Annotated in this window: 15 protein-coding genes; 4 read left to right on the forward strand and 11 right to left on the reverse strand. The window is 41.7% G+C overall.

The window, feature by feature from the left end; all coding sequences use genetic code 11:
• Nucleotides 1-2 precede the first annotated feature (2 nt).
• A complete protein-coding gene (locus V3V99_03490) occupies nt 3-1187 on the reverse strand; it encodes a glycosyltransferase (protein ID MEE9441711.1) in 1185 nt (394 codons plus the stop codon).
• 234 nt (nt 1188-1421) lie between these two features.
• On the opposite strand from V3V99_03490, the gene V3V99_03495 reads away from it, so the two are divergent.
• Complete coding sequence (locus tag V3V99_03495) at nt 1422-3461, forward strand: M14 family zinc carboxypeptidase (protein MEE9441712.1); 2040 nt, start codon at nt 1422-1424, stop codon at nt 3459-3461.
• Nucleotides 3462-3502: 41 nt separating this feature from the next.
• On the opposite strand, the gene V3V99_03500 is transcribed toward V3V99_03495, so the two are convergent.
• Nucleotides 3503-4378 carry a hypothetical protein gene (locus V3V99_03500; protein MEE9441713.1) on the reverse strand — a complete coding sequence of 292 codons (876 nt, stop codon included), beginning with the start codon at nt 4376-4378 and terminating at the stop codon, nt 3503-3505.
• A gap of 140 nt (nt 4379-4518) precedes the next feature.
• Here V3V99_03500 and V3V99_03505 point away from each other — a divergent pair, with 140 nt between their 5' ends.
• Nucleotides 4519-4845, forward strand: a complete 327-nt coding sequence (locus V3V99_03505; protein MEE9441714.1) for an MGMT family protein — start codon at nt 4519-4521, stop codon at nt 4843-4845.
• A 4-nt stretch (nt 4846-4849) separates the two neighbouring features.
• On the opposite strand, the gene V3V99_03510 is transcribed toward V3V99_03505, so the two are convergent.
• Entirely contained in the window at nt 4850-6028 is a 1179-nt protein-coding gene (locus tag V3V99_03510) for a dipeptidase (GenBank protein MEE9441715.1), read from the reverse strand.
• 218 nt (nt 6029-6246) lie between these two features.
• On the opposite strand from V3V99_03510, the gene V3V99_03515 reads away from it, so the two are divergent.
• Complete coding sequence (locus V3V99_03515) at nt 6247-7668, forward strand: dockerin type I domain-containing protein (protein MEE9441716.1); 1422 nt, start codon at nt 6247-6249, stop codon at nt 7666-7668.
• Between the two features lie 18 nt (nt 7669-7686).
• Here V3V99_03515 and V3V99_03520 read toward each other — a convergent pair whose 3' ends face one another.
• The 4 genes from V3V99_03520 to V3V99_03535 form a co-directional block, all read right to left on the reverse strand.
• Nucleotides 7687-7869, reverse strand: coding sequence for a hypothetical protein (locus V3V99_03520; protein MEE9441717.1), 183 nt, complete (start codon nt 7867-7869; stop codon nt 7687-7689).
• 178 nt (nt 7870-8047) lie between these two features.
• Entirely contained in the window at nt 8048-8566 is a 519-nt protein-coding gene (locus V3V99_03525) for a hypothetical protein (protein ID MEE9441718.1), read from the reverse strand.
• A 473-nt stretch (nt 8567-9039) separates the two neighbouring features.
• Entirely contained in the window at nt 9040-9375 is a 336-nt protein-coding gene (locus V3V99_03530; GenBank protein ID MEE9441719.1) for an STAS domain-containing protein, read from the reverse strand.
• Between the two features lie 166 nt (nt 9376-9541).
• A complete protein-coding gene (locus V3V99_03535) occupies nt 9542-10795 on the reverse strand; it encodes an MBL fold metallo-hydrolase (GenBank protein MEE9441720.1) in 1254 nt (417 codons plus the stop codon).
• Between the two features lie 152 nt (nt 10796-10947).
• Between V3V99_03535 and V3V99_03540 the strand changes: the two genes are divergently transcribed.
• A complete protein-coding gene (locus V3V99_03540; protein MEE9441721.1) occupies nt 10948-11565 on the forward strand; it encodes a hypothetical protein in 618 nt (205 codons plus the stop codon).
• A gap of 72 nt (nt 11566-11637) precedes the next feature.
• Here V3V99_03540 and V3V99_03545 read toward each other — a convergent pair whose 3' ends face one another.
• The 4 genes from V3V99_03545 to V3V99_03560 all read right to left on the reverse strand — a co-directional run bounded on the left by V3V99_03545 (nt 11638) and on the right by V3V99_03560 (nt 15721).
• A complete protein-coding gene (locus V3V99_03545; GenBank protein ID MEE9441722.1) occupies nt 11638-12804 on the reverse strand; it encodes an alpha/beta hydrolase-fold protein in 1167 nt (388 codons plus the stop codon).
• A gap of 56 nt (nt 12805-12860) precedes the next feature.
• The gene (locus V3V99_03550) at nt 12861-13889 is read right to left on the reverse strand and encodes a hypothetical protein (protein MEE9441723.1); all 1029 of its coding nucleotides are present in this window, start codon (nt 13887-13889) and stop codon (nt 12861-12863) included.
• A 169-nt stretch (nt 13890-14058) separates the two neighbouring features.
• On the reverse strand, nt 14059-15300 hold the full coding sequence (locus V3V99_03555) for a hypothetical protein (protein ID MEE9441724.1): 1242 nt from the start codon (nt 15298-15300) through the stop codon (nt 14059-14061).
• A 244-nt stretch (nt 15301-15544) separates the two neighbouring features.
• Nucleotides 15545-15721, reverse strand: a complete 177-nt coding sequence (locus V3V99_03560) for a hypothetical protein (protein ID MEE9441725.1) — start codon at nt 15719-15721, stop codon at nt 15545-15547.
• Between the last annotated feature and the right edge of the window lie 116 nt (nt 15722-15837).

Below are 15837 nucleotides of genomic sequence, written 5' to 3' on the forward strand. Positions count from 1 at the left end.
CTCTATAGATAATCGTCTTTAATTTTATTCAACAGGGTTTCGAGCATATCTTCCCAAATGTAATTACGGGCGATATTAACGCCGATTTCCTTTGTGATTTTCTTGTCGCAATTGATTTTTGATTGCAAGGCCCTGTGCCACTTTTTCGGGTCATTGGGTATGATATCTATGAATTGCTCAGGGTGATGTTTCAACTCATCAATCGTCGATGAAACCGTGGGCAGTCCGGCCGCGGCGAACTCATAGAATTTGAGGGGATTGACGTAATCAAAAAATTCATTCACGCGATATGGCATAATACCGACATCAAAACTATTCAGTAGAGACGGAACCAAGTCGTGTGAAAATTCACCGGGGAAATGGACATTTTTTAATTGTGCTATTCTATTTATGGCCGGAGAAGATTGGATTTTCCCGACAAAAATGAAATTCCATTCAGGCTCTCTTTCGGCAAGCGCATGTATCAATTTCCAATCGATCCGATCCGAGACCATTCCCGCGTATCCCAGACGAGGGCTTTGAATATTGGAAATTGGATGAAATATTTCCCGGCTTATATCGGACAGATTCAGAAATGTTTCGCGGTCAATTCCATTTCCCAGCATATATGATTTTTTGTAATTGGGTCCATACGATGCCTGCAATTTACTTGACGTTGTTACCAGCAAATTGACATTACGACGCAATTTCTTTTCGAGTTTGATGACCGATTTACTTTGTTCGCCATTGACGTCGGATAAGTAATCATAGAGTTCAAAAACGGAAAAGCTTTTGTCAAATAGTCTGGCTACGTATCCCTGTTGCGGATAATTGAACCATATCAAGGGATTGGATTCGTCAATATTGAGTCTTTTTTTCAACCGGTAATATGATCTTCTAAGAAGGGCAATATTGAAACGTTCGAAGACGGGGACATAATTGGCAATTTGATCATAGATAAAATATTTTGGGGAAAAGCGGTAAAGGTTGTCGGATAGTCTTTCCAATTTTGCCCGACCGAATAATTCGGAAAATCGGTGACGTTTGGTTAGATAAGTAGAAAAGGGACAGAGGGGTCGATTGACCGCGACGACCGTAGAGCCGAGTTTTTTGGCCGATTCAGCCATTGAAATAACCATTTGCCGCCGCATATATAGGGGCCAATCGACGGCCATAAAAAGCAGAATGATTTTTGGAAATGCTTTCATAATAATTAAATGCCTATACAATCGACAAATATATCGTGATAAAGTAAACACTTCAACCTCAAATACTATAAAATTCTTTAACCTGCGGGAAATTTATTTGACAGCATTTCATGTTTCACTGCCCCAGATTATGATTGCCCTAAGGATTAATTCTCATATATTGAAGTATAATATTCCTCACATAATTTCTGAGATGACCGCATTTGATTACCGCCGTTTGATATTTGGAGAAATATGAAATCATATTTAAAAATAATTTACTCCATCTCGCTTATCTTGGTGATGTTCATTTATTTCTCAGCAGCCGCTGGTAATGCCGTAAAGTATCCTGTTTATGAAAATCATTCGCTTCTTTCTATTAAAAGTCTTTCTGAAGAAAAATATTTACAATTATTGGAGGGAGGGTACGACATAATTCAAGTATCGCCGGATCGGAGTGTGAAAATTCTTGCAGTTGCTGATGAAATCAAAATATTAATTGATGCCTTTGGGGCTGTGATAGAAATCGAAGATTTCGAAAATTATCAGCGTCAGGGTCTGGATATGACAAAGGATATGGGAGGATACAGGACTCTCACGCAGGTCGAAGCGGATTTATTTATCATTTCCTATTTTTTTACCGATATCACGAGGATGGATACGATTGGTTATTCGCTTCAGGGACGACCGATTATCGCGTTGAAAATATCGGACAACGTTCATGTCGATGAAGATGAACCTGAAATCTTTTTTAATTCACTGACTCATGCCCGCGAACCTATCGGTATGGAGGTGCTGATGTATTTTATCGAATACCTCCTTAATAATCAATATAGTCCTGATATTTCGGACTTAATCAATAATACTGAGATGTGGTTCGTGCCGGTCGTGAATCCGGATGGCTATTTTTATAATGAATCTACTAACCCCGACGGCGGGGGAATGTGGCGCAAGAATTTGCGAGATAATGGGGACGGTACTTTTGGAGTTGATCTAAATAGAAATTGGGGCTTTAATTGGGGATATGACAATATTGGATCATCGCCTTCAACTGGTTCAGAAACCTATCGGGGGACAGAATCATTTACCGAACCGGAATCACAGGTTATTCGCGATTTTATTTTGGCTCATGATTTTCCGGTGATTGTCAATTATCATTGTTATTCAAATATATATCTGATTCCCTGGGATTATCGGGAAGATTTGCTAATTCCGGATTTTGCCAACTACGCGCCGATGTTGGATTCGCTGCATGAATTCAATGGGTATGGAGTTTTTGGCTCTCTTTATCCTGTTAACGGGGGAGTTCTTGATTGGCAATATGGGGAGCAGTTCGAAAAGAAAAAAGTTATCTCATTTTTGCCTGAAGTCGGACCTCCTGAATGGCAATTCTGGCCGCCGACGGGTGAAATTGAGAATTTATGTATGGAAAATCTGGAAGCCAATCGGTTTTTCGTACGGGAGGCTCAACGATTATGGAAACGGCCGACTTTTTCACTATCAACCGATATAACTCATTTTGAGACAGATATTAATATATGCCAGGCTGAGAATTTTGCCGGCGAAATACCAATTCAGAATAATAGCTTTGACGAGGCGTTATATGTCTCGGTTGATTCTTTAGTCAGCGCGCAGCATCAGGATTTCTTTACGTCCGAGGAAATCGTTTTTGATATGATGCCGAGGGAATATAGAGAGATCAATTTTACGTTCTCGCCGCCTGCTCAGTTAGATTATACGGGGGAATTCGGAGCGGTCTTATATCTAAGTGTGTCGCATACACAGGACTTTTCGGATTCCGATGTTTTGAGTTTTCTTATTCTGATAGACGTCTTTGAAGAAGGAAGCGACGGCGACATTATTCCCGATGAATGCGATAATTGTCCGCTGGTCGCCAACTCGAATCAAATAGATACCGATGGAGATATGCTGGGGGATTCGTGCGACAATTGTTTTGACGAAATAAATCCCGATCAGGAAGACCGTGACGCTGATGGAATCGGCGATGCCTGCGATAATTGTCCCGATGATTTTAATCCGGAGCAGGAAGACGTGGATCAGAATGATATAGGCGATGCCTGCGATATCCCGTGCGGGGACGCTAACAATGACAATGCAGTCAATGTCGGCGATGCTGTTTATATAATCAACACGATTTTCAAAGGAGGTCCCGAACCTCCGACGCTTACCGCCGGTGACCCGAATTGCGATGGACAATCGAACGTCGGTGATGCCGTGTATTTAATAAATCATATATTTAAAAATGGATTCGCGCCCTGTTTATTTTGTAAATAGTATTTAAACCCGAAGATCAAATATCAAATCATGTTTGAATATCACGCCGATGCGTCTACAAGCTGAGATTCTAAATTAGGCTCCATGACCGTATTCATATCGTTATAGATATTCAGGAATTTGTCGTACGCTTTGCCGTTACCGCTGGGTTCGGATAATTCCGGCAGGACAGAGATCGAGCTTAGCTGGGAATTGAGATTATCTAATTCCGAAACGAATAATTCCTGTAGCGCCGCCCAGAATTGTTGCAGGATTATTTGGCTTGAATCGACCGCAGTTTCTGTGGATATTTCCTCATTAATATCGGCTTCAATATCGTCTGGTTGGCTAACAGGCGGTTGGAGTTGTTCGTTTTTGGCTGTTTGTGTCTCTTTAGGAATTTCTTCGGGGATTTCCGCCGTATAAGGTCCGATAAATGCATCAAAAGCGGTTTGCAGAGTTCCGGTTAGGTTTTTAATCTCACCTTCATCATTATTGATTAATTCAGATGAGACCGTTTCCAATTTATTGCCTAATGCCTCGACGGTTTCGATAATTATGGCACTAATTTCAGGTTCGGGATTTTCAGATTCCAGAAGCTCGGTCATTCCCGTTGATATCGCATTTATCATTTCGGTGACGCCCGCATCGGCGCTTTCTATTAGTTTTTGATTCTCGAGAGCTTGTATTTCTTCATGGAAATTGATTCGCAGGCGAATATCGGAGACGCTCTTAAAATGACCTTCCTGCAGTAACCTGAGGACGCCTTTTGTTTTTTGACCTTCGCCGTCGCTGGAATCTGAAATAGTAACCGTAGATTGTTCACCGGAATCATCTTCGGAAATAAGGTCGTCTTCAACAATAGCTTCATCGTTTTGCGGGATACAGGTCATAGTTGCAACGGTATTGATTGAACTGGTTATTGGGTTGATTTCCATAACGCCCTCCTTTTGGCCCTGGCTATCATTTCCTATATTTTTTGTATCGGCCGAATGAAGAAATTTGTTTACATGGCTGTAGTTCAAAAATAGAAGTAAAAAATTATTGCTAATCGATAAAGAGTTTAGTAAGGAATGATATGAGCGCAAAGAAACAAAAGAGTTTTCATCAAAAGGCGGTCGAGATTATAAAGAAAATTCCGCGGGGCAAGGTCGCCACATACGGCCTGATAGCCGCTTTAGCCGGAAGTCCGCGGGCGGCGCGGCAAGTGGTTCGGGCTTTACATACCAGTTCTCGCAAAGAAAAACTCCCCTGGCACAGGGTTATAAACAGTCAGGGCAAGATAGGATTGAAGCCGGGTGAAGGGTATGAGTTGCAAAGACAATTACTTCAGGATGAAGGCGTTATTTTTAAAGCAAATGACTCCGTTGACTTAGGCAAATACCTCTGGTCGCCGGAGTCATGATTTTTTAATCACAAACTTGCCGGAAGACGCGCATGAAATTTCCGCCGAGAATCTTCTTGATATCCTGTTCGCTATAACCTCTTTTAACCAGTTCGGCGGTCACATTGGGTACCATCGAACAGTCGGTCAATCCATCCGGAAGGGTTGGAATTCCATCAAAATCCGACCCGAGGCCGACATGATCGGCACCGACAAGATTGACAATATGATCGATATGGTCGACCACGGTTGCAGCATTCACTTCGACGCTTGCTGTCGCGGCGCGAACCTGCCGGTACATGTTTCTCCGTGCTTCTCTCCAAAGAGAATCATTCCCCTCGTATTCCTGGCGCAACGAATCATAGATCGGTCCTAAAGCGTCCCAGGCGGAATCCGATATCCGGCTGATTTCGCCTGACAAGTATCCCGTGTAGAAATTAATACCTATCATCCCATCGTTTTCGGCGATAGCCTTAATCTGTTCATCGGTGAGATTTCTGTCATGCGGGCATAAGTCATAAACGCATGAATGTGAGGCTATTACCGGATCTTTTGTGGTTTTTAGAATTTCCTCAACGGTCAGCGGATGGGCGTGTGAAATATCAATGATCATTCCAAGGTCATTCATTTTCCTTACGACTTCGCGGCCAAAATCGGTAAGTCCGTTGAAGGCGGGAGCCGTGTCGGCAGATGAGATACACCAGTCATTTGAGGCGGTATGGGTAAGTGTCAAATACCTGACTCCGCGATTGTAGAAATGCTCAAGATTTTCAAGGCTGTTGGCTATGGCGACGCCGTTCTCGATGCCGATAAACGCCGCGATTTTTCCTTCACCGATAATTCGCTCGGCTTCGTTAGCGGCGTTACAAACCTCAATTCTGTCATTGTTTCTGGAAAACTGAGCCTGCATAGAGTCAATTATCTTATCCGCCCGTTGTCTGCATTCCTCTATCGGAGTATCTGTTGAAAGAAAACAGGCGAAAACCTGCAGGTCAACGCCGCCATCTGCAAGGCGGGGTAAATCCATGTGGCCAGCGGTATCGCGTTGAGAAATGTCATAACTTCTCATCATTTTTAGGGCTGTATCGCTATGTAAATCAACGACGATAGCGTCATTATGCAGCTTTAGATAATCGATTTGATTATCACTACAGCCAAAGAAAGCCCCCAGAATCAATATCAGCGTAAGTAGTGATTTTTTCATAATGCGGATTATAGCATAAAATAGATAAATGCACAAGCTTATAAGCCCAAAAGGGGCAAAAACGGCTGGTTTATAGACTGTAATAATCGGTTGACATTTATGAAATTATAGCTATCATTATGGTAAGTAGAAAACCGGTTTTTGGTCTAACCTTAGTAAGATAACGCCCCAGATATGGTTTTGAGTTCTCTATTTTTATTGTTTTGGGAGGTTTCGACGTGAATTCGTTTGTAAAATTAGTACCGCGCATTTTAGTACTTATTTTCTTACTTGGTCTGCCCATTTTTGCAATTGGCGCTGATACTTATCCTGTTAAAATTCCCGATCAACAACGAGTAATTATTGAATCAAAATGGAAAAACGCTCAAACTTCTCCAATTGCTTTATCCGCTGACGATTGTCAGAATTTCACTATGTCAGGAACGCCTTATTTTATCTGGGAACTGCCGAATAATTTTGATCTCGATTCGCTCTTTATGCCGATTCAAAATCCCGCGCCTTTGCTGAAAATCGCGCGGCTTAATGAAATTCGAGTCTGGGTTTACGCTCCGGCCTACGTTGGAACTCCGGATCTCGACGTGGTAATTTGGCAATATCAATCCTCCGGATATCCGGGTGCGGAATTGGCCCGGGTTACGATTCCATTTAATGATTTGCCTCGTGAAACGGGAGTCGCTATTGCTGATTTTTCCGCTTTTAATTTGGAATACGCCGCCGGAGATATGATTATTTGCGGAGTTACCAACTCAGGATCAGACGGCGAGATTCTGGCAATTATGAGCGATGATGGCAATTTCCCGGGATTTCCCGGGGGAGGTAGTTATCAGGGTGTTTGGCGTCTGATGGACGACCTTTATGGAATAGAATATAACTTTAACTTTGAAGCGACCTTCTGCTGGGACGCTCCGGATAATGACAATGACGGTATCGCCAATAAATATGATAATTGTCCCGAAACCTATAATCCCGACCAGAGTGATACCGATGGTGACGGAATCGGAGACGTTTGCGATTATTTATGCGGTGACGCCGACGGTAACGGCAGTACCGATGTCGGCGACGCGGTTTATATTATAGAATATGTGTTCAATTTCGGCCCGTCTCCGACACCTTTAAGCGCGGGCGACGCCAATGCCGACGGCAATACCGATATCGGCGACGCGGTCACGATAATTAATCACGTTTTCAAATTCGGCCCCGAGCCAATATGTCCCACATATCCGGATGTTGTAACGACTCAGTATTATTGCAAAGATTTACCCGGTTCTGAAAAATCGGGAGCTTACGCGGCCAGTCAGGATTGCATTCACTGGTCTTATGACGGTGAATCAATTCTTCATCTTACTCACGAAAACGCTGCTTTCAATTGCTGTCCCGATGAGCTAAATGTCGTGATTCTTCAAAAGAAAAAAGAATTCTGGCTAACCGAACAGGAAGTTCTTGAAGATGGCGGTTGCGACTGTATCTGTCTTTATGATTTCGAATATGATCTTAAACGATTGCCGCCCGGAAATTATACGATAACCATCAACGGCATGTATCTGAATGGACAGGAGCCGCTAAGTTTTACGGTGGAATTGACCGATGAGCCCAGTTCCGGTTCATATTGCGTTGAGCGAGTCTTGTATCCCTGGAAATAGAAAACCTGAGTAGAAGTATTATTTTTTAAATGCCTGCCAACTCCATCCGGTTTTTGTCTGAGATAATCGCCCCAAGCCGGGGAAGGGGAAATGGGGGGCGAAAACGAGTAAATTATCCCAAACCGCTTCATCAAGAATTTGTTGCTTGAATTTAACCGCTTCATAAGGGTAAAAATATTTATAAGCGACAATAATTGTCATATATATACTCGTTGATACCAATAAATTACAGTTAATTATTATAAAGCCGGTATCAAAAACCTAAGCCAAGCTCAACTCGGGTTCGATTTTGTAGGGAATCTGAAATCGCAAATGAAGGAGTAATTATATTATCCAGGCAAAATGCAAATTAAGTCCGGATGGATTAAATGCATCAAATCTAATTGCCAAAAAGATAGCTAATGCTTAATCCCAAATAGCCGCCGCCATGATTGACCCTTCCGCCAATGGGTTCAGAAAAATCGGACATAAAATTGTAACCGCCGTTAAATCCGAGCATGAATCGATGACTAAGCTGAGTATCAAGTCCCGCCGATAGGTTCCCTCCAAAAGCCGATGCCGATTTGGATGTTATCGAAATTCCGGTCAGGCCGATCGTTTGTCCCGATTCGTGCCCGGCATATCGGCCGATTGCGGCGGCAATATATAAACGAGATTTGCTTTCAAGCGAATTAACAAAGGGGTAAAACCTGCTACCTATTAAGACCGAATTAACCAGGGCTGTATAATTCTTGACTCCTAAAATGCCTGCCTTTGTTTCCAGTCCCAACGAATTGAAATTTACCAGGGCCGTAAGTGAGATATTCTCGGTTAGCCAATGGCTCAATCCGACCCAGCCCAGTGGCCCGCCGGCGTCGAGAGTTGTCTGCACTCCGCTTATATCAGTTTTAGCTGTCACAGAACTGCCCCGATGCCAAAAACCTAAGCCAAGTTCAATTCGGGTTCGATTTTGTAGGGAATCTGAAACCGCAAATGAAGTCATTAAAGCACAAACAAAAATCAGCGATAGTGTTGTTCGTAATACTATAGAATTCATGAATTCTCCTTCGAAATCACTCTTAGCTATATATGATTTTAGACGAAAATGTAAGCACTTTGTTACGTTTTAATTGAAATATTAGTAATATCTTTCGACAATTTCATGGAGGAAATTTAATTAAGATTTGAACCGATCAATATAATTAAAAAATTAGGGATTGGGAAATGAATAAAATCAAACAATGCCAATGCTGCCGGGATTATTGCCCCAATGTAGATAATGTCGAGTTATGCCCCAATGATTGTTATTTTGCGCCTTTCCGGCGATTTTTGCTGCGACTTATGGGCCATCGATATAAGCGGGAATTGTCAGAAAGTCCTGATTCCAAAAATTTAAAATGACTGAATCGCTTCATCGAGCGAATCGCAGGCTTTGAATACGGATGCTAATTTCGTAATGACCAAAATAGATTGAATTTTTTCGGTAACGTTGGCCAAAAGCAATTCGCCGCCGGAATTGCGAATTGTTTTTAGGGCGGATATCAATACGGCCAGACCGCTGGAGTTCATCCACTTGACTTTGGCAAGGTCAACTATGAATTTTTGTTTTCCGGAATCTATATTGTCTTTGAGCAATTCCTGAAATGAAATCGACTCAGGGCCGCCCATCAGCTTCCCTTGGGGGGTGATAATCAAAATGTCGTTTACTTCGCGGATACTTGGTTCCATATTAAACACTAATTCTTTCAGATTTAATACATCCTAAGATAGTAATGTAAAATTATAAAATCAAGCATTTGCCTGTCAGGAATTACAAAGGTTCCGAGTATTCATTTATAAATGAATACTCGAAGATGTTTATCCTATTTGTCAGCCAGGGCAATTAATCTTTTGATTAATCGCTCTTGAGTTTTTCTAATAATTCTTTTGCCATCTGAAATTCTGAATTTAATTCGAGGGACTTCTCGCAGTTATAAAGAGCCTTTTCTTTATTTCCCCGCTCGTCGTAGGCCTTGGCTAATACATAATGAGAATAATATCCATAATATACAGAGGGATACTCCGATATATTTAACTCCAGCAGTTTAATAGCGTCTTCCACCTTGCCTTTGCCCAAATATTTATCGGCGATTACCAATAAAACCGCATCTGAAATATTGTATTCATCAGCGTGATTGAGTTTTATATCGCCAAATAACGAAAGCCCAGCTTCCACACCGCCGTCCTTGATAGCATAGTAGAGCGGTTTGAAAATATTTTTCTTTTCAGGCTCCCCTTTGGTTTCGTATCCGCTGACGATATAATTTATCCAATCGTTGACGCTGACATAACTTCCGGCATATGATTTCCACTTATCTATTACCTTTTCTTCCTGTAAGGTTGCCAGGTCTTTTCCTGCTTCCAGACCTTTGCCTATAATATCAATTGTTGATTCAAGCATTTCAAGATAGGGGTGAAATTCCTGCCAGCCGCCGTTATCGTTATGACCGGAAACGATAACTGCATCTTTGGGCACAATTTCAATCGCCCTGCGGATAATTTCCGGAAATTTAAACACATCACCGTCAGAATCTATAGATGGGAAATTAAATCCATTACAAAGGGAGCTTAAATGGACTATTTTTGATTCGGTAAAGTGGACGATTATTTCATTATCGTCGTGGCTGCCGCCCATATCAATGATTCTGATTCTTTCCCCATTGAAGAATAATGAAATCGAATCGGCTAATGTGATATCGGGGTAGGTAGCGGGAGGGAATTCTTCAATAATATGTGATCTCGAGATGAGTTTTGAGGGATAGAGTTCATGGGCGATAACGACCGGGTTAGTTCCAAATATAGCGTTGCCTCCAATGTGTTCAATATGGCTGTGCGTATTGATAATGTATTTTGGCGCGCCCTTGCCGAATGAATCTATAATCTGCTTTAATTCTTCGGCCTCATTTTCAGTCTGGGTGTCAACAATTAGAATCCCATCTTCACCGACAGATACCAGCGTATTGGTAGTATAGTCACCCTGGTCGGATGATATTTGATAGATTTTATCAGTTAGCCGAACAGTTGTCAGGAGCTGCTCTTCCTGAGCATGAGTATTGACGCCAATAATACTCACCGAAATCAAAATTGCGAAAATTTGCAAATGTTTCATTTTACCTCCTTTTTGTAATAGACTTATTTCCCGTAGAAAATGTTTAATTTTGAGTAGTATTTTCTATCTAAGGCAGGTTTGCAAAAAACTATTTGACATTTTAATTCTGTAATCGTCATATATACTAGAAATAGACAATGGAGGATTAGAACATGTTGACTCAGAAAAATATGGTTCTCGTTTTGGGGACAGTCTTAATTTTATCATTTGGTTTTTTTATTACTGATCGGACTCTGGCTCAATCCGATTGCGGTGATGTCAACGGCGACGGCGGCATTAATGTTGGCGACGCCGTATATATTATCAATCATGTATTTAGAAATGGTCCAGCGCCAACCTGTTCACCTCAATTGGTAAATATTCCCGGAGAATTACAGTGTCAGTCGAAATTTTCATTCGGGGAAAAAGACCTATCCGGAGTTGATGGCGTTATGTGGAGTTATGACGGAGAATCAATATTGCATATTGAACATGGTGGGGCGGCATTTAATTGCTGCCCGGAGAATATATATGCAACTGTAGATATCGTTGATAACGATATATATTTTTATGAGCATGAAACTGAGGGCGAGTTTGGATTCTGCCATTGCCTATGCCTTTTCAACATTAAGTATCGAATATTAAATCTACCTCCGGGTGAGTATAACATAACGATTTACGGTTTATATATATATGGGGAAGATCCATTGAATTTTACAGTCGATTGTCAACTACCATCATCATCCGGTTCGCATTATGTGGAGAGGAATATATACCCCTGGGTGCTGTAGTCGATAAATGAATAATTTAGTTTAATCGAAACCGTATGGTTTCGATAAGCTGACAAGATATTCAATCGCATCCTATTTTAACGAATCGACGATATCTGATACTTTATTGAAATAATCCTCGAAAAGGCTTGTAAATCGATGCGCATATTTCTGCCCGAGTTGCAATGCCTTTTCATAATACTCTAAAGCCTCAGGATATTGTTCTGAAATATGCAGAGCCCGGCCGGTTGAATAATATGCCATTGCAGAATCGGGAAAGAGACTGACATTCATCTTAAAAATCTCTATCGCCGTTTTGGTCTGACCATTTTGAAAATAACCCCAGCCCTTGGAGCTCAGGGCTGACGTTTTTATCCCCGTCCCGTATTTTTGTATTAATCCGGAGTTATAGGATTTGATAGAATCTAAGCCATAAATTACCGTACTATCAGGCAAAGTTCTCCAATCGGAGAATACGTACCGCAGGCCTTCCGTCAAAGCGCTTACTGTCAGCAGTGAATGCTCATGATTCAGCATAGGTTCGTAATGCCATTGTAATCCAGGTTTTGAATAATGCGATAATGTATCGGCGAGTTCTCTGAGACTTGGAGTAAGTTCCGGCTGTTGTCCCCCGTTAAAAAAAATGCAATTATTGTTATAGGTGTGACTGTTAATTAATGACGCTGTATTTTTCAGGATATATTGACTCGTGTCATCATATATAATCCAGGGGCCGCCTGCAATCGCGGAATGAAACGTCTCCGGTTTGGTCAGGACGGAATAGATGCAAAAAACTCCCCCCCAGGAGCCATCATACAATATTCTATAGGAATAAGTGCGATATGAGGCTTCAATAAACGGGATAAGTTCATTTTCCATGAAAACTATGAGACTATCCGCATATCCGCCGCGGCCGGAAGATGAAGATGTCGGTATAAGAAAATTGGCGTCGCAATTTGTATAATCGACAACTATCATTTCAGGAATATATTTAGAACGACTCAAAGCTCTTATAATCCCGGCACTGTGGTAGAAGGCTCCCCGAAACGAGTATAATACAGGGTAGTTGATATTTGAACTTTCGTATCCGACCGGCAGAGATATGGCAAGTTTAACCGTAGTATCCAAAATATCGGATTTAAATATCAACCGATGCCCAATATTGATATCTTCGGTTTGAATATCCGGTACGGCACAAATCTGTCCCGAAAATATTATAATTAGCCCCAATATGTGTAATAGAGATCGTGAATACCGCATAAATGATAACCTTTCTTATTCAATTCTTTTAAACGCCTATTAGATATTTTCTTGCTTTATGGCTCTATTCTCGTCATTGGAAATATCAGTGAATCGGCATTGGGGATGCGGTGGTGGAAAGATAATGAATATCCGCCCATGCCCGGGCGGCTATGACGATAGTAGAGAAGACCATACTCGCGCGAGAAAGCGTAGAAATTGCTCTCGCGTTCAAAGGAGAATAGAACCGTTACCAATTCCGAATAGGTCTGATCCTCAATTTCAATCGTCGTATCCACGGTGACGACTTTCAGGCCGATCACTTCATCTCCCAATAGATTTCGAATGACAAAATTATTGCTGTCATAAGGGGAAATCGTCCCTTTATCCAGAACCGGCATAATATACATCCCGGCATAATGAATGAGATTGCTGTCGGTAATACAAAAATTCTCGTTTTGATAGTTTATCCTGACCGGAAGCTCATATACAATGCCTGAATCTGAAATATATCTGAATTTCGCATTTGCGATTTTGGGATCGGAAGAATCGGAAATTAATCCAAACCAGAGGTTGCCATCCTCTCCGTATTGCAGATCAAATCGGGTCAGGAGGTAAGCGCGGTTGCCGCCATCAAAGTATTCGCCGTCGCCGTTATAATCGGAAAACGGTACGCCGTCGGCATAATCGTACGAATTAGAATCGGCAGCGCGGCGCAAAACACCATTGCCATCCAGATCATCAAAGGGTACGCCGGGAGTCCATTTGTCGGGATCGTCGCTGGTATAAAGGTTATCATGATTGAGATCATGATTAAGAGGGGAATCCCAGTCTATAATAAACGAATCGATCGCCCAGTCGTATCGGCCGTTGCCATTGATGTCGAAAAACGGCTCGCCGAACGATTGTTCCCAATTGACCATTTGTTCGGAACTCCGGTTCATGTAATGACCGGCCCGAAGCATGATATATTCGTTCGTATCGACAATTACAAATTCATTGAATGTCCAACCCGGCGCCCGGGAGCCGGTGGGGCTGTCGTCATCACCGCAAGCGGCGATTAGAAGTATGAGAATGCCTGATATTATATAGAAATACGTTCGCATATTGTCCTCCACAGTTATGGAGTAAATTATGGATTCTTCTCTGGTATGTCAACAATGATGATGAGGGGGGATTAAGCGGTATATATCCACGCGCATCTTCAAATATTCTCCGGATAGACAGGAATATCGGCTATTCATAATTTACCAAAACCAAAAGGCGACCTATGGGTTAAATTTTCTCATACTCGAAAAGATACGTTTGTGTCTGGTCAAATGTGAATTTCCAGTGTATTTTTATGACGTTGCCGTTGTCATCACAGTTAAATTCGATATCGGCGTCGAAATCATTTTCACCCTTGAAAAGGCCAGTTTTCAAATCGCCCTGGTCATCATGAGTAAATGTAATCACTCCGCTCAGCCAGGTATCGAAATTCTTATAGTTCGCTTTCGTCAATAGTCCTTTTCCGTCATATTCATAATGCTCGCTTCCCTCAAAACCATCTGATCGTTCGAATAGCCGTTCTACCAATTTCCTGTTTCCGTTATATGTATATTCAAAAGTTCCCGTTTTGCCGTCATGATAAGCTCTATATGATTTGAGCAGGATGCCATTGTCATCATACTCAAATGTTGTTTCCGTTTTCAGACCGTCCGAGCGTACAAATGTTTTCTTGACCAGTCTGCCGCCTGTTTCATATTCATAATGGGAAGGGCCGCCCTGTTCATTATTGTAATCGTAATTTTCGATTTTGACGCGGTATTTTTCTGGATGGGCGATAAAAACATTCGCCGAAGCATAATTGATTTTTTCAGGCATCTGATATTCCTCATATTCATATTTAAATGTCTGGCTCCAATCATCGCCAAATTTCCAAATTTTGGTTTCCAGACTGTCATATTGATTATATGTATATGCAATGGTTCCAATATTTTCTCCATCGCGTGTGATATCCGCGCTAATGACCCGCCCTTTATCATCGTGCCGATAATCGATATCGCCAAAAAACCAACCTTTAAGACCGTTACAATCGGCTTTTATCCGTCTTTTATTTTCGTCATAAATATACTGCGTCGTTCCGGTAACGCCGTCGGACCGCTCGAATATTTCACCGGTCAGATTTCCACCTTCATCATACTCATACCAATTATCGGAGGTGAGGGTATCCGAAAACTCACGGTATTTCCGAATTATTTGACCTCGTTTATTGAGGATATGATAATCATCTGAATGTCGGTTCCCATCAAGCAATTCCCAGCGAGCTCCGTACATCAGGCCATTATCATCGTAGAAAAAAGTCGTAAATCCATTTTCTCCACTGGTATTTTCATAGTGGAGCTTTACGATTCGGATCGATTTCGCGTCTTCCGTTTGCGTTTCGGCATTATTCGAACAGCCGATTAACATTGAACAAAGAATTAAAAGTAGCGCAACTCCAATACATACAGGAAAATATCTTAAATGAGTTCTCATAACGTAATGCCTCCAATTGCCCAGTCCATATTTCTCATGTATCATCACTATTGTCCGGTTAAAATAGCGATAATTGTAATACAGGTCAATAACAGATAGTAACACATGGTTATCCAGATTTGGATCAGAACAGCATTGGGGGTGTTCCTAAAAATGATTTGATTTTCAGGTATTGTTTGATTCATTTGTAATAGCCTTTCAAGTTGATGACATCATCTCTGACGACATGTTTGTTATTTACCTGTTAATGCGGTTCGGTAACAAGGCGATGTTTCTTATCATCCCTGGCCACTCGCACATCGTGATGCCTGTAACCATAGCGGTCGGTAAGGATCATGGTCGTAAAGATAATGCCGCTTGATTGCTCCTTTACGCTTGCGAAAGGTTGCCCATATACTTTCCCCCAGCTTTTCAAACTCATATCTCGGAAAAATCCTTAGCAGTTCTGACATTATTGTGTTAACTCGATCCACGCTCCGGTTCTCATATGTAAATCTGCTAAAGTATGGGATAATTTATCCCGTAAAAATAAGAATT

Source organism: Candidatus Zixiibacteriota bacterium (assembly GCA_036480375.1).
In the GTDB taxonomy this organism is placed as follows: domain Bacteria; phylum Zixibacteria; class MSB-5A5; order GN15; family JAAZOE01; genus JAZGGI01.